This window comes from Aquicella siphonis, from assembly GCF_902459485.1.
Classification (GTDB): Bacteria; Pseudomonadota; Gammaproteobacteria; order DSM-16500; family DSM-16500; genus Aquicella; species Aquicella siphonis.
Map to the genome: position 1 here is coordinate 1,552,669 of NZ_LR699119.1, position 18,497 is coordinate 1,571,165.

Sequence of the window (18,497 nt, forward strand, 5' to 3'; positions counted from 1 at the left end):
GGCATCATCCCTGATTGATAGACATGTCTCTTAAGGCAACAAACAAAATGAAAACGGACCAGCCAGAATGACGCGCGCGGCAAACAGACTGATACATGAAAGCAGCCCTTATCTGCAGCAGCATGCCTATAACCCCGTAGACTGGTATCCCTGGGGCAGTCAGGCGCTGGAAAAAGCGCGCAGCGAAAACAAGCCTATTTTGCTTTCTATCGGTTATGCAGCCTGTCATTGGTGTCACGTCATGGCGCATGAATCCTTTGAAGACGATCAAACTGCCGCGTTAATGAACGAGTGTTTTGTGAATATTAAAGTTGACCGCGAAGAGCGTCCGGATCTTGATAAAATCTATCAATCCACGCACTTCCTCCTTACCCGTCAAAGCGGCGGGTGGCCGCTCACTGTTTTTCTGACACCCGATGATCTGGCTCCCTTTTTCAGCGGCACCTATTTTCCTCGGGAACAGCGTTATCAGCTGCCCGCATTCAGAGATGTTCTGAAACAAATTGCCCGACTCTATCAGCAGCGCGGCGCAGACATCAAACAGCAGAATTCAGAACTTCTGCGCATCCTGAACCCGCCGCCGTCCATCATTTCGGATTTGCATCTCAATACACAACCGGTACAGCACGCGATACAAGCCTTGCAAAACAGTTTTGATGCCGTCCATGGCGGTTTTAACGGCGCACCCAAGTTTCCCCAAGCGTCCCGGCTTGAGTTTCTGCTTCTGAATCATTCACCCATGGCGCAACACAGTTTGCAGCGCATGGCCCAGGGCGGCATTTACGATCAACTGGAAGGCGGTTTTTACCGGTATGCTGTAGATGAACAATGGCGCATCCCGCATTTCGAAAAAATGCTTTATGACAATGCACAGCTTTTATATGTATATGCGCTGGCATGGCGACAATCACGTGAACCTCTGTTCGCGGAAGTCATGCGGCAGACAACCCGGTGGGCCATATCAACCATGCAGTCACCCAGCGGCGGTTTTTTTTCCAGCCTGGATGCGGATTCTGACGGCCAGGAAGGGGGTTATTACCTCTGGGACCGCGAGGCCATCCAGACCTTACTGGATAAAGATGAATACGCACTCATTGAGCGGTGTTACGGGCTGGATAAACCGCCAGCCATCGCAGGCCGCTGGCATTTATCGCCTGCCGAATCCTTGACTGTGGCCGCGCAACTTCTGGATATGCCCCTCACCCGTGCCGCAGACCGTTTCGCAAGTGCAAAAAAGAAGCTGCTAGCCGCGCGCAATTCACGCAAGCCGCCTGGCACTGATACAAAAATTCTGACCGCTTCCAATGCGTTAATGATCAAGGGCATGCTCGCCGCCGGTTCCGCACTGGATCAGCCCGAGATAATTGATTCGGCGAAACGGGCTATCAAGCACATCCGCCAATCACATTGGACAGGAAACAGATTATTTGCGACGGGCACACCTGATCAACTGATGGTGCCAGGCTATCTGGATGATTATGCTTTCCTTATCGACGCGCTGCTGGCCGCACTGGAAGTGGAATGGGACCGGTCCATCCTGGATTTTGCCGTGACTCTGGCAGACACCATGATGGCACATTTTACTGACCGCGTGTCCGGCGGTTTTTATTTTACCGCGGACGATCACGAACAATTACTTTATCGCCCAAAGAGCAGTATGGATGAAGCCTTACCCAGCGGCAATGCCGTGGCGGCGCGCAGCCTGCTGGTATTAGGTCACCTGCTGGGTGAGCCGCGCTATCTTCAGGCCGCTGAAAAAACACTGCATGCGGCCTGGCCCCTGTTAACCCGATATCCGGCGGAACATTGCTCCATGCTGAAGGCGTTGCAGGATTGCTTGCATCCTCCGCAAATAGTTATTATTCGCGGCACAGGATCCGATATGACTGCGTGGAAAATCAAGACCAAAACCATCCGCAATTCGGTATTCGCCATACCGCGCCAGGAAAAGGATTTGCCTGGCAATCTTGCAGGCAAAGTCCCGCGCACCGCAACGTGTGCTTATGTCTGTGAAGGCACGCGTTGCCGCGATGTGATAGACCATCTTGATGACTTATGAGCCGTATTTCCGAGAGCGTTCATTAAACTGTATTCATCTCTGCCTTGCGGTAAACACAACTTATTGCATTTATTTACACTACTCGGGGAGCAGACAAATATCCCGCATCGAACTCGCATGCAACGCGCGTATCAAAGCGCCTATTGCCTTGGGGCGGGTAAAGCTGACCCGCCACGCCAGCGCGATTCTGCGCTGGGGAATTTTGCCCGCGAAAGGTTTGGTGCATAAAATGGATTTGTAGTATTGAATCTGTGTCGCCGTGCTGGGCAGGACGGTAATACCCATGCCAGATGCCACCATATGGCGCAGTGTCTCCAGTGAGGTGCCTTCCACCGCTTGCCTGGCCGCGCCTTCCGCCGGATAACAGTTGGGACAAACATCAATCACCTGACTCCTGAAACAATGACCTTCGCCCAGCAAAAGCATTTCATTCGCATTGAGGTCAGCAGGCTTGATGCTTTCCTTTTTGCTTAGCGGATGATCCTTGCGCATGAGCACCACGAAGGGTTCATCATACAAGGCCTGTGTCACCACACCAGTTTCAGTGAATGGAAGTGCTACAAAAACAGCATCCAGTTCACCACGCGACAATTTCAGGCGCAAATTCGCGGTAAAATCTTCCTGAATGATCAGCGGCATGTGAGCAGCGATTTTTTTCAGGTTAGGAATAATGCTGGGAAATAAATATGGCCCAATGGTGTAAATCGCACCGACTTTTAACGGTGTTTCCAGCTGGGATTTACCGCCTTGCGCGATATCATGGATCTGACTGACTTCATCCATGGCACGCTGTGCCTGCGCGATAATTTGTTTGCCCACGTCTGTCACCCGCACATGGCTGCGATCACGCTCAAAAATGGACACGCCCAATTCAGTCTCAAGCTTGTGAATGGCGACGCTAAGCGTCGGCTGACTGACATGACAAAGCGCGGCGGCGCGGCCAAAATGTTTTTCCGCGGCAAGCGTCAAGGCATAGCGTAATTCAGTCAGTGTCATTAATGCAGCCTGGACCGGTATGATTGAGTAATAGACGATGGCGCGCTCAGGATAAACTTGGGTATCTCGACTTGAAAATGCGCCTCCTCAAGATCTTGCATTTCATAATAGCCTTCCATGGTGCCCTGCGGCGTCGAGAGCTGACAATAGCTTACATATACAAACTGCTTCCCCGGCTTGATAAGAGGCTGCAATCCAATGACGCCTATACCATGGACTTCATCCACCTTGCCCGTCATGTCAGTGATACGCCAGTAGCGCGACAACAGCTGCACGATATCTTCGCTGTCATTTTTTATCGTGATTTCATAAGACCAGACAAATTTCTGATTCGCCGGGTCAGACTGTTCCGGCACATAACTGGGCTCGGAATTAACAAGGATAATCAAGGATTTCTTATTCATGCGCGCTTATCCAAACAAAAATATCGCGGCAACTATCAGTATCAGCACAACATAAGCAGCCAATCCGAGCGCCGCGCCTTTCGCTGTAAAAGTGAGTTTGTTTTTATCATCCTGTTCCATATGCGTTTAACCTCTTTCCAAGGCATCCAGCAGCTTTTTATGAATACCATCAAACCCTGAATTGCTCATGATGATAACATGATCGCCTGCTTTCAGTTCTGTCGCCAGTGAAGAAACAAGGGAATCCACATTATCATACATCCGGGACGGCTGGGGAAATTTTGCCAGCATGTCATCTATGCCCCAATCCGTTTCCGTACGTTTGCAAACGACCATATCCGCTTCTTTCAAGGCATCCTGCATGCGGGACTTATGCACCCCCGAACGCATGGTGTACGATCCAAACTCCAGTACGGCTATCATGCGAGCACCTGCGCCAATTTTTGCGCGCAAGCCAGACAAGGTGGTTGCGATAGCAGTGGGATGATGAGCAAAATCATCATATACCACTATGTTTCTGGCCTTGCCCTTCACTTCCAGCCGCCGTTTCACATTCCGGAATGAAGACAAGGCTTCGATAGCGGCTTCGGGCGCCACGTCAGCATGCCGCGCGGCAGCGATCGCCGCCAGGGCGTTATCCACATTATGATTACCTAAAAGGTTCCAGCGCACGTCTCCCCGGCGCTGGCCCTGATAATAGACCGAGAACGCGCTGCCGTCATTCTCGATAAGCTTTGCCTGCCACTCGCCCGTGGTTCCGCCAAAACTCTGGCTGGGCGTCCAGCAACCCATGCCCAATACGTCAGTCAGGTTGTCATCTGGCGCATGGCGGATTATCAAGCCATTGCCGGGGACCGTACGCACCAGGTAGTGAAACTGCTGTTTGATGGCGGCCAGGTCAGGGAAAATATCGGCATGGTCGAATTCAAGGTTATTTAAAATCAGGGTCTTTGGCCGGTAATGGATGAATTTGGATCGTTTATCGAAAAACGCGCTGTCGTACTCATCCGCTTCAATCACAAAATAAGGGCTGCCGCCCAGGCGCGCCGAAACCCCGAAATTTTCCGGCACCCCTCCAATGAGAAAGCCTGGCTGCAAGCCGGCACAATCCAGGATCCAGGCCAGGAGACTACTGGTGGTTGTCTTGCCGTGGGTGCCAGCCACGCCCAGCACCCAGCGCGACTGGATGACATTTTCCGCCAACCATTGCGGCCCCGAAACATAGGGCAGCCGGTTAGCAAGCACATGCTCCATGGCTGGATTTCCACGCTTGATCACATTTCCCACGATCACGCATTCCACCCCGGGGTCGATATGGGAAGGATCATAGCCTTCTTTCAGGATGATACCCTGCTCCATGAGCTGGGTACTCATGGGAGGATAAACATTCATATCGGATCCGGTCACTTCATGGCCGCCTTGCTTGGCGAGTATGGCGATGCCGCTCATGAAGGTTCCGCATATCCCCAGTATGTGTAAACGCATGCTTGATACCCCGCAAATTTGAGTAGATACGTTATTTTCACAAATGTGTTATTATTAACGAATTTAGGACATCCCGCAAAGGATAAAGCCAGAATGGAGAATCTGGGATTATTTGATGCCATTACGGACAGCGCAGTGCTGCTTGATAAGGCTGGGCGCATTATCAACTGGAATGCCTCTGCCTCCGCTTTGTTCGGGTACACCAAAAAGGAAGTGCTGGGTCGGTCTGTCAACTTTATTTATGACCGCAACTATCCCTTCCCCAAGCTCATACAGGAAATGACATCCAGCCAGAAAAAATGGCATGAGCACACCCATTACATCCGCAAGAACGGCATAAGAGGTTACTGCAAGTCATCCCTCTGTCCGCTGCCATTAAGCGAACAAAACCGTGTGATAGCCCTGCTCATGCATCAAAACATTTCTGACTACAAAAAAACCGAAGAAGAATTACGCAAAACCAATCAGGCATTGTTACAACAAATGCAATCCATTCTGGGCGGTTTCTGGACCGCCAACAGTCTGTTAATAGAATCCATGCACCACCTTGAACAGACAGAACGCAGATTGCGCGAAAGCGAGCTGCGTTTTCATCTGCTGGCCGAGAACGCGAAAGATGTGATTTCCAGACATATGCCTGACGGCACTTATTTATATGTTTCACCGGCAAGCCACATGTCAACCGGATATACGCCTGAAGACCTGATTGGTAAAAACATTTATAAATTCATTCATCATGATGATATCGCCAAGCTCAAGAAAGCGTTTACACGGCGGCGCGAGATGACGAACATCAAGCCGATAGTCTATCGCATCAAACGCAAGGAAGGCGAATTCCGCTGGTTTGAAAGCAACATCCGTCTCATTATCGATGATCAAATGCGCAGCATCAGTGAAATCCAGCTCGCTTCCCGTGATATCACGGACCGCATCCTGGACAAAAAAGCCCGGTTGCGCGGCCAGCAGCTGGCTCATGTTTTTCGCCTGAGCACCATGGAAGAAATGGCCTCCGGCATGGCACATGAAATCAGCCAGCCGCTTGCTGCCATTGTCAACTATACCCGGGGATGCGTACGGCACTTGCAAAACGAAGAACATGACCCAGACCAGATCAAGCATATCATGCAAAAAGCTGTCGCCCAGGCAGAGCGGGCCGGTGAAATTGTCCAGCGCCTGAAAAACTTTTTCTGTAAAGGGCAACTGGTCAAGACACCCTGCAAAATCAATAACGTCATTCGTGAAACTGTCAGCCTGATAAAAAATGAACTAACAAATTCAAAGACCAAGATTGATTTCGATTTTGACAAACACATCCCTCACATATTTATTGACAAAATCCAGATCCAGCAAGTCATATTGAATCTGATTCAGAATGCTATTGAAGCCATGAATGAAAATAACACCAAGGAAAAACGCATTCATATCCATACAAAATTCACTCATTTTGATACCATTGAAGTGACACTGAAAGATGCCGGACCCGGGTTTTCCAAAGAGATAGCCACCCAGGTCTTCATGCCATTTTTTACCACCAAGGCGCATGGACGCGGAATGGGGCTGGCGATTTGCCGTTCCATCATCGAAGCGCACGGCGGACAATTTACGATAAACTCGAACGCAAATTCGAGCGGCAACAGCTGGATACGTTTTTCTTTACCCGTTTCGATATAGCAGGAGCGAAGGTGTATGTCGACGCTAGATCCAATTGTATACATCATTGACGATGATCAGGCGATGGTTGAATCCTTGTCATGGATTATTGAATCCATTGGCTTACGCTACAAGACTTTCGTGCGCGCCCAGGATTTCCTCCATGAGTACGATCCTCAGCAGCATGGATGTCTGTTATTGGATGTGCGCATGCCGGGAATGAGCGGGCCGGAATTACAGACTCGCCTGAATGAACATGGCCTGCCGACTTTACCCATCATTTTTATCAGCGGTCACGGCGATGTGCCGCTTGCCGTGCGAGTCATGAAAGCAGGTGCAATTGATTTTCTCACCAAGCCTTTTAATGACCAGGTTTTACTTGAAAGCATTAACAAGGCTTTAAGAATAGACAAAGCCAACCGTGAAAAACGCCAGGAAAACGCCCAGGCCAGGGCCAAATTCGCCTTGCTCTCTCCCCGGGAAGTCCAGGTGCTGCAAGGGATAGTGGCCGGCAAACCCAATAAGGTCATTTCTGCCGAACTCAATATTTCCCTGAAAACCGTTGAAGCTCATCGTGCTTCGGTGATGAAAAAAATGGGGGTCAAATCCGTCCCCGAACTGGTCAAACTGGTATTAACCAACAGTATTCAAGAAGAAGTTGTTGAAGAAGAATAATACAGAATAATTATATAAGGGTATATCTCACTCAAGTTAGTAATAACCTGATGGTAGTAACCCTGAACTGCCTAGGTACATTCAAGTACATTTCTATGGCTTTCTCCCAATTTTTATTAGTGTTCAATGGTGAGATGATTAGTATCCCTCACTAAGAAAACCGGAAAAGATTAGCGTTAGGAGAATGCAGCCATGGATAGAAAAAAGCAGGTATTAATTGTTACCAATGCGATTACTGAAGCTGAAGTTCTTCAGATTCGCACCGCGTTCAGCTCGGAAACCGCCCCGCAAATGGATATCAAACTCAGCCTGGTACACGTGATCCCACATTTACCAACCTGTTATTTTAATATTCCGTCCATGGGCATGCTGGTTGAAAAATACTATGACGAAGCAAAAGAATCCTTAAGCCAGGTAGGCAAGCATCTAGGCATTGCCAAAAAAGACCAATGGCTTATTTCGGGCAAGATTCGAACAGAAGTTTTACGTCTTGCCAATAAATTGAACTCGAGTTTTATTCTTGCCAGTTCACAACAGATACAGGAACTACAGCGTTCACTTTTTTTTAAAAACATACACCAGTATGCTTTTATCAAAAATATAAACCAGTTAAAACAAATATAAAATGCGGTCTTCTCAAGTTAAAAGTCTCCTCGAGAACAGTGACAAACTTGAGCCTCACCCCCGTAATGAATCCTCCCATTCATTACGGGATTTTTTTATTTCCTATTAAAAACTCTGGCAAGAATGGCTGTGTCGGAAGCACGAAAGCACTCGGCCGGAGCTGACCAGACAAACATAAGCTGCTAGACTCTAGTCCATAAATAAAAGAGGAACTCAGCATATGACACAAAACTGGCTTATCTATTTTATCGCCGTTCTGACTGTTGCCCTGATCCCCGGCCCGGACATGTTATACATTATCAGTCAAAGCCTGAATCATGGTAAGCGTCTCGGTCTAGCGGCGGCACTGGGAATTGGCGCGGGGTGTTTTGTGCATATTTTCGCGGTCTCTATCGGTTTATCGTCATTCCTTTTCCATTCCTCTCTTGCATTTTCTCTCATAAAATACCTGGGAGCCTGTTACCTGCTTTATCTCGGAATCCAGGCGCTGCTCAAAAAACAATCGGCTCTGCTCGAAAACGCGCATCACACCGTGACGGGTTCATGGCGCAAGGTCTTCATTCAAGGTTTATTCACAAACATGTTTAATCCCAAGGTCGCATTATTTTTTCTGGCTTTTCTACCACAGTTTGTGACCCCGGCCTCCAGTCATTCCATGGGCTTGCAGCTGCTTATATTAGGTTTAATTTTCAATGGAATAGGCACTTTCTCTAATGTTCTGGTTGCCTTATTTTTTGGAACCGCCAAACAATGGCTGACGGCGCATCCTGCCGCATTGAAAATCCAGCAGAAGATTTCCGGTTTTTTATTCATAGGATTAGGCCTGAAGCTGGCGGCGTTCGAACGTTAGACAGGAATATGGCTGCCGGTCATTGGTTTCCGGCATGCCTACACTCGCGCCTATTACACACTGCCTGTTGATCCTCGCGTACAAACCAGTATACTTTTACGCCATTTGAACTTCTAATCCGGAGCTAAACACCCATGGAAAAATTTAACGCACTTTATGCCCAATCAGGCGGTGTCACTGCCGTGATTAACGCTTCTGCCTGCGGCGTCATCCAGACCGCCCGCAAACATTCAGATAAGATAGGGAAAGTCTATGCCGCCCGTAACGGCATTATCGGAGCCTTGACCGAAGATTTAATCGATACCAGCCTGGAATCCGACACAGATATCGCCGCCTTGCGTTACACCCCTTCAGGCGCGTTCGGTTCCTGCCGGCATAAACTCGGCTCGATTGAAAAACACCGTAAACAATATGAACGTCTGGTGGAAGTATTTTCAGCGCATAATATCCGTTATTTTTTCTACAACGGAGGCGGTGATTCGCAGGACACCGCGCACAAGGTTTCATTGATCAGCAAGGAATTGGGCTACCCTATTACCTGTATAGGCATACCCAAAACCGTGGATAATGATCTTCCTTTCACCGATAATTCTCCCGGTTTCGGATCCGTCGCCAAATATGTAGCTGTTTCCATCCGGGAAGCCGGCATGGATGTGGCATCCATGGCCCTCACCTCAACAAAAGTTTTTATCCTGGAAGTCATGGGACGCCATGCCGGCTGGATTGCCGCAGCCGGCGGCCTGGCCGCGGAAAAAGAGGGTGATTCCCCGCATATTATTCTATTTCCTGAAATCCCGCTGAATACCGAAGCCTTTTTCAAGCGTGTGGAAGAAACCGTGAAGAAATACGACCACTGCTCCATTGTCGTGTCCGAAGGGCTCAAAAATCCCGATGGCGACTTCATCTCCGAACAGGGACTGGTGGATGCGTTCGGTCACAAGCAATTAGGCGGCGTCGCACCCGTGATTGCCAAACTCATCAAGGACAAACTGGGTTATAAATACCATTGGGCTCTTGCTGATTATCTGCAGCGCGCCGCTAGACATATAGCCTCCAAAACAGATGTGGAACAGGCTTACGCCGTTGGTAAGTCCGCCGTAGAAATGGCATTGTCCGGAAAGAACGCGGTCATGCCCATCATAGTGCGCGAAAAAGGCGAGACCTATCGCTGGACCATAGGTGAGGCGCCGCTGGAAAAAGTCGCGAACGTGGAAGTCAAAATGCCTCGCGAATACATTTCTGAAAATGGGTTTGGCATTACCGATGCTTGCCGCCGCTACCTTGCCCCGTTGATTCAGGGTGAAGACTATCCGCCCTTCCACCAAGGCTTGCCAGCCTATGTGAAATTAAAAAACCTTCCGGTAGAGAAAAAACTCAGCACGACGTTCGAATTTGCATGATGCCGACCGGACTGGACAGGGAAGTTCAGTCCGATTTTTTATCCGGGCAGAACAAGGCCAAGCGGCTGACGCTTGAAATAGTGACAAATCGTGAGAAACAAAATCATGATGCGAGCGGATGACGGCTTGCCGCGATGTCTTGTTTTAAAGGATATCGCTGTCCAACCCGTACCGTTCCATGATTTCGCGCAGAGATTTCAACGCGCTCATCTGGATCTGACGCACACGTTCACGCGTCAGTCCCACCGCTTTCCCCACTTCTTCCAGTGTCTGGCGCTCATAACCGCCCAGACCAAACCGCCTGCATAATACCTCACGCTGCTTTTCATTTAACTCGCTGAGACAGCGTTCCAGGCTCTCATGAAGATATTCATTCGCCAGCAAATCCGCCGGGTCCGCCGCGTTTTTATCCGCGAGCGCTTCCACCAGCGGTTTACCCGTGGAATTTTCGCCAGAAACCTGCATATCCAGCGAAACCATATGCTCATTCAATTCCATCATGTTTTTAACATCATCGATTGATTTATCCAGTGCATCGGCAATTTCGTGATAAGAAGGCTCGTGATCCTGCGTTTTCATTAATTCACGCGCGGTTGACAGATACATATTGAGTTCTCGCAACACATGTATGGGCAGTCGTATGGTTCGGGTCTGGTTCATAATGGCTCTTTCTATCGTCTGACGAATCCACCAGGTGGCATAGGTTGAAAAACGAAATCCGCGTTCAGGATCAAACTTTTCAACCGCACGCAGTAAACCCAGATTCCCTTCTTCAATCAGATCCGAAAACTCCAGACCGCGGTTGTAATAATGGCGCGCAATCTTCACTACCAGCCGCAAATTGCTTTCTATCATTTTTTTGCGCGCCGCAGGATCACCTTTCATGACCAGACGGCCATAGTAAACTTCTTCCTGTGCGGTCAATAATGGAGAAAAACCGATTTCTTTCAGATAAATTTGTGTGGGATCCAGAGAAGTTGTCTTCTCGCTGGTCACAGGCACGGCTGGAGCAGATCCATTTTTATGATTATTTCCGGCATGTTCAATCTGCGGCGCGGCCTTGCTGTCGTCATTCAAATCCGGGTCATGGTCTGCTGGCTCTATTTCTTCATCCGCAACCGATACCTCCTTGTCATTTTCAAGGGACGCCTGCTTGCCGCGCACCTTCCCTTTTTTGATTCTCGACATAAGAAGACCTCGGAAGAGAAACGGAAACCCTATAAATATTATATATTGAAATCAATCCTAAAAGGCTAAGAAAACAGCCTTGTCCAAGGCTGACTGCCCGGATATCTATCTGATTAGAAAGGAACGTTTCCCAGGATACACTTAATAGCGCTTCCTGGTATCAACAAAAAGCGTGAAAATGGATATCATCCGGATCCCATCCGCCAGAATGTAAGCAGCCGCCTTGTTTCTAGGATTTACCTGAATGATACAAGGACATGGGATCAACAGGCTTGCCGGCGCGCCTGATTTCAAAATGCAGCATGACCTTGTCTGCTCCTGTCTTCCCCATTTCGGCAATTTTTTGCCCTTGCTTGACCCAGTCGCCATCTTGCACCAAAACCAAATTATTATGCGCATATGCTGACAGATATAAGCTATTATGTTTAATAATAATCAGGTTCCCATAACCCCTCAGACCATTACCGCTATAGACGACCTTACCTGCCGCCGCCGCATACACCGGCTCACCTAACCGCCCTGCAATATTGATTCCCTTGTTCACCCTGGAGAAGGCATTAATTACATCGCCTCGGGCCGGCCATCGCCACCCGCTGACCGAATAATTCGGCTCGCGCTGAATTCGGCTCTCATTGGCAGAAACAGACGGGCGTGGCTGCGGCGAAGAAAGTGCCGATGCCGGAAGCACAGAAGCTGTCGCGGCAGCCTGTCGGCGCTCCTGCCGGATGGCAGCGGAGACCGGCTTGCCGTTCAGGTAGATGATTTGTTGTGTATGAATGGTGTATGGCGGACTGATCTGGTTTAGCCGCGCAAGATAGCGGTAATCCAGCCCGTAACGCCAGGCGATTTCATATAATGTTTCATTTTTTGAAACGCGGTGTGTTCCCGATTTTGGAACAGGTTCGATATGACTGAGGTCTGTCACCGGAGCATAGGTTTCCACATCGCTGCAAGCACTCACTAGCAGGCAGACCATGACAGTTAAAATACAGTTATAAATTGTTTGGATCACCCTTCTATCCTATTTGCAGCGGTTGAACCCAGTTGGATAATTCATCCAATACCTTGTAATGCGTCAAATCCAGGTGCAGGGGAGTCACGGACACATAGCCTGTATTCACCGCGTAAAAATCCGTTCCCGGACCGGCATCTTGCTCAGGCCCCGGCTGGCCCACCCAATATATTTTTCTACCTCTGGGATCGATAGCCTTGATCGTCGGTTCAGCAATGTGCCGCGTGCCCAGGCGCGTCACCTGGATGCCGCGCAATTCAGCGAACGGCACATCGGGCACGTTAACATTCAAAATCGTGTCTGATGTTAAAGGTGTTTCCCGCAGCCGCTCCACCAGGATTTTGGCAATTTGCGCAGCCGTGTCGTAATGCTCGCAACGGGGGCCGGCCAGGGAAATCGCAATGGAGGGCAGGCCGAGAAAACGCCCTTCGGTAGCGGCGGCGACCGTTCCGGAATAAAGCACGTCGTCACTCAAGTTAGACCCTTCATTGATGCCGGAGACCACCATATCAGGCATTTCCTTAAGCAGTCCCGTGACAGCAAGATGCACACAATCGGTAGGCGTGCCATTGACACTGTAATAACCGTTTGATGCCGTCACAACACGCAATGGATTCTCCAGTGTCAACGAGTTACTCACTCCGCTGCGATTACGATCAGGTGCAACAACCGTGATATCGGCGGTTTTTTCCAATGCGTTGGCGAGGTACATCAACCCCGGCGCATGAACCCCATCATCATTGCTAATTAATATCTTCATTCATCTTCCTTTTATGAACTGGTGTTACCGCAATGTTCAATGCACAATCTGATAAAATTTCTCATCCTTCTTGATCATGCCTAACTCATTGCGCGCGCGGGCTTCTGCCGCATCCGCACTATTCTGAAGCCGCTGGATTTGAAATAAAAGCTCTTCATTGCGCTTTTTTAAAAGTTCATTTTCACTGGCCTGCCTGGCCAGTGTCTGCTTGAGCCGCGACATGTCGCGTATGCCCCCGTTTTCAAACCATAACCGGTATTGAAGCAACGCCAGAACACCGATCAGGACTATACCGAGTAAATTCAAACGCATCCCTGACATTAATTCGTCTCTCTTGACTTGGATCGCAAATCCAGCCGGGAAAAGACCCGCATACCGGCATATTGTCCATGATTGCCGAGCATTTCTTCGATACGCAATAATTGATTGTATTTCGCCACACGATCAGTACGGCATAAGGATCCGGTTTTAATCTGGCCTGCGTTAGTGGCGACAGCGAGATCAGATATGGTCGTATCTTCGGTTTCACCCGAACGATGCGAAATAACAGTATTATATTTAGCATTCTTTGCCATCTGGATGGCAGCCAGGGTTTCAGTCAAAGTGCCGATCTGGTTGGGCTTGATCAATATGGCATTCGCTGCGTGCTGATCAATCCCCTGCTGCAGCAGGCGAGTATTCGTGACAAACAAATCATCACCAACCAGCTGCGCCCTATCGCCCAAACGCCGCGTGAGTTTGCGCCATCCCTCCCAGTCATTTTCCGCCATCCCGTCTTCGATAGAAATCACCGGATACTGGTCAACGAAGCGGCCAAGGTATTCAATAAATTCGTCCGGGGATAAAATGCGGTTTTCTCCCGTCAGATGGTATTGCCCATCCCGGTACAATTCATTGCTGGCAACATCCAGCCCGAGAAAAATGTCTTTTCCAGACTGATAACCGGCGCGCTCAATGGCTTCCAGTATCAATTCCACCGCGGCTTCCTGATGAGGAAGATCGGGTGCAAATCCGCCTTCATCTCCAACATTGGTATTATACTTCCGGGATTTCAAAATTTGTTTCAGATGATGAAATACTTCAACGCCCGCGCGCAAGGCATCAGAAAACAATGGCGCGCCCACTGGCAGTATCATGAATTCCTGAAAATCGAGGTTATTGTCCGCATGCGCTCCGCCGTTGATGATATTCATCATGGGAACAGGCAGCTGGTATTCGGTTCGGGCGCCCAGGTATTGATATAACGGCTCGCCTCGGCTTTCTGCCGCAGCCTTGGCGACGGCGAGCGAAACTGCCAGCAAAGCATTCGCGCCGAATTTTTCCTTGTTTTCAGTTCCATCCAGTTCCAGCATGGCATCATCAATTTCCTGCTGGCGCGTCACATCAAATCCTTTCAGGGCGGCGCACAAATCGTTGCGGATGAATGCAACGGCCAGTTGCACGCCTTTTCCCAGGTAACGGTGCCTGTCCTTGTCGCGCAGTTCCAGCGCTTCGCGCGAGCCTGTGGACGCGCCGGACGGCACCGCTGCCCGCGCCATTTTGCCGGAAGTCAAAATGACATCGGCCTCAACCGTTGGATTGCCGCGTGAATCCAGAATTTCGCGGGCCCTGATTTCTCTGATTTGTGACATAACCCTCTCCCATTTTTATTTATTCATTGCCGTCAATCATTTCGAGCTTATCCATCATGGCTGCGTGAAAAAGAAGCGGACATGATCAAATCTCTAGAACTTCCTTTACAAAAGGAATCGTCAGGCGGCGCTGAGCCGCAAGCGACGCCTTGTCCAACACATCCAGAGCAGCAAATAACGTCCCCATATGCCGCGGGCAATGCGTCAAGATATACTTTCCAACTTCTTCCGGCAGCGTAATGCCGCGGCGGTTAGCGCGCAGGGTCAGAATGGTAAGCTTTTCAGCATCCGAAACGGGATGCAGTTGATAAACCATTCCCCATGAAAGACGGGAAGTCAGATCAGGCAGGCGAAGATGAATCGCCTTGGGCAAATCATTCGCCGCCATGATGATTTTTCCACCTGAATCATAGATGCGGTTATAGAGATGGAATACGGCCTCCTCCCACTCAGCATGACCGGCGGCCCTGTGCATGTCATCAATGCAGACCAGGTCCAGGGATTCCAGTCCGCTTAATACTTCATGCGTTAACGACATCATGTTCGCAAGCGGCAGATAAACAGAGCTGATTTGATGCTGATGCGCATAGTGACAGGAAGCCTGGAGCAGATGGCTGCATCCCTGGCCCCGGGTTCCACAGAGATAAATCACCCTCTCGCCTTGTCCGCTGGCCGTCTTTTTAAGTTCCGCGACAATTTCTCCGTTGCTGCCAGAATAAAAATTATCAAACGTTGCTTCATCTTTCAAACTCAATCCCAGTGTTAACTGCGCCGATGATCTATGCATGATTAGCGCATCCACTCATAATTCAGCCTGCTCAAGCCCTGATTCTGGGATTTTAATACCAGATGATTGCCGGTTAGAGACTGCTGCCGAAACACTTCTAGCGGACCGCGGACGCGAACGGTCAGATCCACCTTGTCATCTTCCACTTGAGACAATTCAACCCGTTCGACAACTGCCAGGTTTTTGATATGCCTGATCAGGCGCGACAAATCATCCGGTTTCAGGATATGGGTCACTTCGAGATGCAGTGACGTTTCCCTCTCGCCAGCCGGCCTGAGATCATACTGGCTGATCAGGGTCTGATTGACTTGATTCATGATGGAGGTCACCACCGCCTCCATGGATTTTCCATTTATTTTCCAGTTCCACTGGGTCGTGTTCATCTGCATTTGCCATTTGCTTTGCACCCCGGTTTCAGTTTCCCGGATGTCGCCTATCAACAGCACATCGGGACTATATCGTCTGGAAGCATCTTTTAAAGGTTCCAGGGACAGGGAAGCCACATCTTCCGGCGATACGAGGTTGATATCACTGACATCCATCATGGGAAAAATCAGGGGAAGGCCATATTTTTTCCCCATCTGATGTATGTTCTGATAAACGGAACCCGACGACTCACTGCCAATGATAGCGGCATCCTGGTCTTGCCCCGCCACAGCCACCCACACCAGAATCAACGGCCTGTTCTCGCCCCAGTAAGCGACCCTGGCCTTTTTCAGCAGACGATTAATATCCCTGGGTTCGTACTGGATCTGTAATAAATACTGCGATGACTCGGGTGTTTCAGTAGAAAAACTGTAATCATGCACATAATACTCAGCCCGCTTCAGACTGGCCCGGATAAGCGGGTTTTTTTCGATCTGCGGATCTCCGCTCACCTTGATCAACACCTGGAGGAATCCGTCCCTGACCGCCTGTTCCCTGCTTTCGCCGGTTTGTGATATCACCGGAACCTCAGCCTGGTAAAGAGCGGCCACTCTTACCGCCTGCACGGAGGTAACCGGCATCCATGCCGCAGCCATTGCGGCTAACAAGATTTTTTTCATATACATGCACAAGCCCGTCAACGAATTGGAGTCATTATAACTTAAGATCCGAAATTTTTATCTCCCAAAATCAAACACCTCCCGCGGCTGATGATTGTAAACTTCTGAAAATGTCTCGTCCAACCCGTATTGTTGTGATAAATTTTGCAATCTGTTACTCCTTGGGCGAAAACAAATGTATATGCAGGAGGCAAAGCTGCCTGACCAACACCATACCTGGCGAAATGACATCTTGTTCCTCACGCTGGTTCTGGGAGGTTTGTTTTTCATTTTATTGGGAGTACGGCCATTATTTGTGCCTGATGAAGGGAGGTATGCGGAAATTGCCCGAGAAATGGTCGCCAGCGGCGATTATGTCACGCCCTACCTGAACGGGATCAAATACTTTGAAAAACCAGTCTTGTTTTACTGGCTGGAGTCCGGCGCCATTCACGCCTTCGGCCTCAGTCTCTGGTCTCTGCGCAGCATTAATGCCGTGCTGGGATTATCGGGATGCCTGCTTACCTATGTGACTGCGCGCAAATTATATGACCGCACTACCGGCTTGTATGCCGCGTTGATTCTGGGCAGCAGCGCACTTTATTTTGTCATGTCCCACATGATCAGCCTGGATCTGCCCGTTACTGTATTCCTCACTGCCACACTTTATGCTTTTTTATTAGGCACACATCAGCCCATGGGTTATGCCCGTCGTTTTTGCATGTGGGGATCTGCTGCCGCGGCGGCATGCGCCGTGCTGACAAAAGGCTTGATAGGACTAGTGTTCCCGGCCATGATTATCGGGGCCTGGATCCTGTGCCTGGGAGAATGGCGCCTGCTTGCCCGGCTTTATCTTCCATCCAGTCTGCTGGTTTTTCTTCTTATCGCCGCACCCTGGCACGTGATGGTCGGCATGAGAAATCCGGAGTTTTTTTATTTCTATTTTATCAAACAGCATTTTCTGCGTTATACCACCTTGAAAGTCGGCCACTATCAGCCGGCATGGTTTTTTATTCCCAACCTGATGATGGGTTTTTTTCCCTGGATTGCATTTTTACCCCAAGCGATTGCCAACCTGGCTCCAAAATCACGGCAGCAATGGCACCAATACCGCAACGAACTCTTTTTACTCCTATGGGCACTCCTGATATTTGCCTTTTTCTCATTTTCCAAATCCAAATTGATACCTTATATTTTACCCGTTATCCCTCCTCTCGCCATCCTGACTGCGCGATATTTAAGCAAGGCTGCCCAGCAGCAAGCGCCTGGCAAAGGTATCAAAGCAGGTTTCGCCTGCGTACTGGTCAGCGCACTCTTTATATCCGCCGCACTCATCCTTTTCCCGCGACGCACAGCCTTGCCCCAGCCAGGCACTGCCGCGCTATACCTTGGTTTCGCCGCCGCCGTCCTCATGCTGGGATCATTCGCTGCCTGGTTTTACGCTTCCCGAAACCTTGGCAAGGCCATTGCAATCATACTATCCACATCTTGTGCTTTTCTCCTGTTCTGCCTTGCGGCCATGCCCTCCATAGACACGCGCACCATTGCTCCCTTGGCACAGCAATTAAAACCTTTGTTGAAACCGCATGCTGAAGTTGTCACCTATAACCAGTATTACCAGGATTTGCCTTTCTACCTTCAGCAGCGCGTGACCATTCTGAACTGGAAAAATGAATTGACTTATGGGATGCAGCATCAAGACACCCGCGAATGGATGATCAAGGACAAAACCTTCTGGCAGCGCTGGCACAGCAGCACTCCAATGTTTGCCATCATGGGTATGAAAGAATACCTGGAATTCAAAAAGAAATACGCGAAAGAAACCCATTATCTTATTGGCGCGACAATAAATAATGTTCTGATCAGCAATCAGCCGCCGCCCGTGCCGCGATAGTCAACCGCTATCGTACTAATTGAAAAGATTAATTGTATTTCAGGCACGGCTTCACTT

The 18,497-nt window shown here is 49.5% G+C and carries 18 protein-coding genes; 8 read left to right on the forward strand and 10 right to left on the reverse strand.

Annotation, left to right across the window (positions count from 1 at the left end; genetic code table 11):
• The first annotated feature begins 67 nt into the window (after window positions 1–67).
• Window positions 68–2,059 carry a thioredoxin domain-containing protein gene (locus tag AQULUS_RS07295; protein ID WP_148339415.1) on the forward strand — a complete coding sequence of 664 codons (1,992 nt, stop codon included), beginning with the start codon at window positions 68–70 and terminating at the stop codon, window positions 2,057–2,059.
• Window positions 2,060–2,137: 78 nt separating this feature from the next.
• Here AQULUS_RS07295 and AQULUS_RS07300 read toward each other — a convergent pair whose 3' ends face one another.
• From AQULUS_RS07300 to mpl, 3 genes are all read right to left on the reverse strand, one after another.
• Window positions 2,138–3,055, reverse strand: a complete 918-nt coding sequence (locus tag AQULUS_RS07300; protein ID WP_148339416.1) for a hydrogen peroxide-inducible genes activator — start codon at window positions 3,053–3,055, stop codon at window positions 2,138–2,140.
• Window positions 3,055–3,459, reverse strand: a complete 405-nt coding sequence (gene apaG, locus AQULUS_RS07305; protein ID WP_148339417.1) for a Co2+/Mg2+ efflux protein ApaG — start codon at window positions 3,457–3,459, stop codon at window positions 3,055–3,057. Before apaG ends, AQULUS_RS07300 begins: the two co-directional genes overlap by 1 nt.
• Window positions 3,460–3,585: 126 nt before the next feature.
• Window positions 3,586–4,944 carry a UDP-N-acetylmuramate:L-alanyl-gamma-D-glutamyl-meso-diaminopimelate ligase gene (gene mpl / locus AQULUS_RS07310; RefSeq protein ID WP_148339418.1) on the reverse strand — a complete coding sequence of 453 codons (1,359 nt, stop codon included), beginning with the start codon at window positions 4,942–4,944 and terminating at the stop codon, window positions 3,586–3,588.
• A 93-nt stretch (window positions 4,945–5,037) separates the two neighbouring features.
• Here mpl and AQULUS_RS07315 point away from each other — a divergent pair, with 93 nt between their 5' ends.
• From AQULUS_RS07315 to AQULUS_RS13140, 6 genes are all read left to right on the forward strand, one after another.
• Window positions 5,038–6,615 carry a PAS domain-containing sensor histidine kinase gene (locus AQULUS_RS07315; RefSeq protein ID WP_148339419.1) on the forward strand — a complete coding sequence of 526 codons (1,578 nt, stop codon included), beginning with the start codon at window positions 5,038–5,040 and terminating at the stop codon, window positions 6,613–6,615.
• A 15-nt stretch (window positions 6,616–6,630) separates the two neighbouring features.
• Window positions 6,631–7,269: a response regulator transcription factor gene (locus AQULUS_RS07320; protein ID WP_148339420.1), complete on the forward strand. Its 639-nt coding sequence runs from the start codon at window positions 6,631–6,633 to the stop codon at window positions 7,267–7,269.
• A 192-nt stretch (window positions 7,270–7,461) separates the two neighbouring features.
• The gene (locus AQULUS_RS07325; RefSeq protein ID WP_148339421.1) at window positions 7,462–7,893 is read left to right on the forward strand and encodes an adenine nucleotide alpha hydrolase family protein; all 432 of its coding nucleotides are present in this window, start codon (window positions 7,462–7,464) and stop codon (window positions 7,891–7,893) included.
• Window positions 7,894–8,113: 220 nt separating this feature from the next.
• A complete protein-coding gene (locus AQULUS_RS07330; protein ID WP_148339422.1) occupies window positions 8,114–8,743 on the forward strand; it encodes a LysE family translocator in 630 nt (209 codons plus the stop codon).
• A gap of 134 nt (window positions 8,744–8,877) precedes the next feature.
• The gene (locus AQULUS_RS07335) at window positions 8,878–10,143 is read left to right on the forward strand and encodes a 6-phosphofructokinase (RefSeq protein WP_148339423.1); all 1,266 of its coding nucleotides are present in this window, start codon (window positions 8,878–8,880) and stop codon (window positions 10,141–10,143) included.
• A complete protein-coding gene (locus tag AQULUS_RS13140) occupies window positions 10,140–10,265 on the forward strand; it encodes a hypothetical protein (protein ID WP_269472872.1) in 126 nt (41 codons plus the stop codon). The genes AQULUS_RS07335 and AQULUS_RS13140 overlap by 4 nt, the downstream gene beginning before the upstream one ends.
• Window positions 10,266–10,287: 22 nt before the next feature.
• Here the strand turns inward: AQULUS_RS13140 and rpoS are convergent, their stop codons facing one another.
• The 7 genes from rpoS to AQULUS_RS07370 all read right to left on the reverse strand — a co-directional run bounded on the left by rpoS (window position 10,288) and on the right by AQULUS_RS07370 (window position 16,573).
• Window positions 10,288–11,331: an RNA polymerase sigma factor RpoS gene (gene rpoS, locus AQULUS_RS07340; RefSeq protein ID WP_148339424.1), complete on the reverse strand. Its 1,044-nt coding sequence runs from the start codon at window positions 11,329–11,331 to the stop codon at window positions 10,288–10,290.
• A gap of 229 nt (window positions 11,332–11,560) precedes the next feature.
• A complete protein-coding gene (locus AQULUS_RS07345) occupies window positions 11,561–12,343 on the reverse strand; it encodes a peptidoglycan DD-metalloendopeptidase family protein (protein WP_197737302.1) in 783 nt (260 codons plus the stop codon).
• A 4-nt stretch (window positions 12,344–12,347) separates the two neighbouring features.
• Window positions 12,348–13,103 carry a 5'/3'-nucleotidase SurE gene (gene surE / locus AQULUS_RS07350; protein WP_148339425.1) on the reverse strand — a complete coding sequence of 252 codons (756 nt, stop codon included), beginning with the start codon at window positions 13,101–13,103 and terminating at the stop codon, window positions 12,348–12,350.
• Between the two features lie 36 nt (window positions 13,104–13,139).
• Entirely contained in the window at window positions 13,140–13,424 is a 285-nt protein-coding gene (locus AQULUS_RS07355; protein WP_232051854.1) for a septum formation initiator family protein, read from the reverse strand.
• Window positions 13,424–14,734 carry a phosphopyruvate hydratase gene (eno, locus tag AQULUS_RS07360; RefSeq protein ID WP_148339426.1) on the reverse strand — a complete coding sequence of 437 codons (1,311 nt, stop codon included), beginning with the start codon at window positions 14,732–14,734 and terminating at the stop codon, window positions 13,424–13,426. Before eno ends, AQULUS_RS07355 begins: the two co-directional genes overlap by 1 nt.
• A gap of 85 nt (window positions 14,735–14,819) precedes the next feature.
• Window positions 14,820–15,521, reverse strand: coding sequence for a DnaA regulatory inactivator Hda (gene hda, locus AQULUS_RS07365; RefSeq protein ID WP_148339427.1), 702 nt, complete (start codon window positions 15,519–15,521; stop codon window positions 14,820–14,822).
• A 2-nt stretch (window positions 15,522–15,523) separates the two neighbouring features.
• Window positions 15,524–16,573, reverse strand: coding sequence for a DUF2066 domain-containing protein (locus AQULUS_RS07370; RefSeq protein WP_148339428.1), 1,050 nt, complete (start codon window positions 16,571–16,573; stop codon window positions 15,524–15,526).
• A 169-nt stretch (window positions 16,574–16,742) separates the two neighbouring features.
• Between AQULUS_RS07370 and AQULUS_RS07375 the strand changes: the two genes are divergently transcribed.
• A complete protein-coding gene (locus AQULUS_RS07375; protein WP_148339429.1) occupies window positions 16,743–18,440 on the forward strand; it encodes a glycosyltransferase family 39 protein in 1,698 nt (565 codons plus the stop codon).
• The last annotated feature ends 57 nt before the right edge of the window (window positions 18,441–18,497 follow it).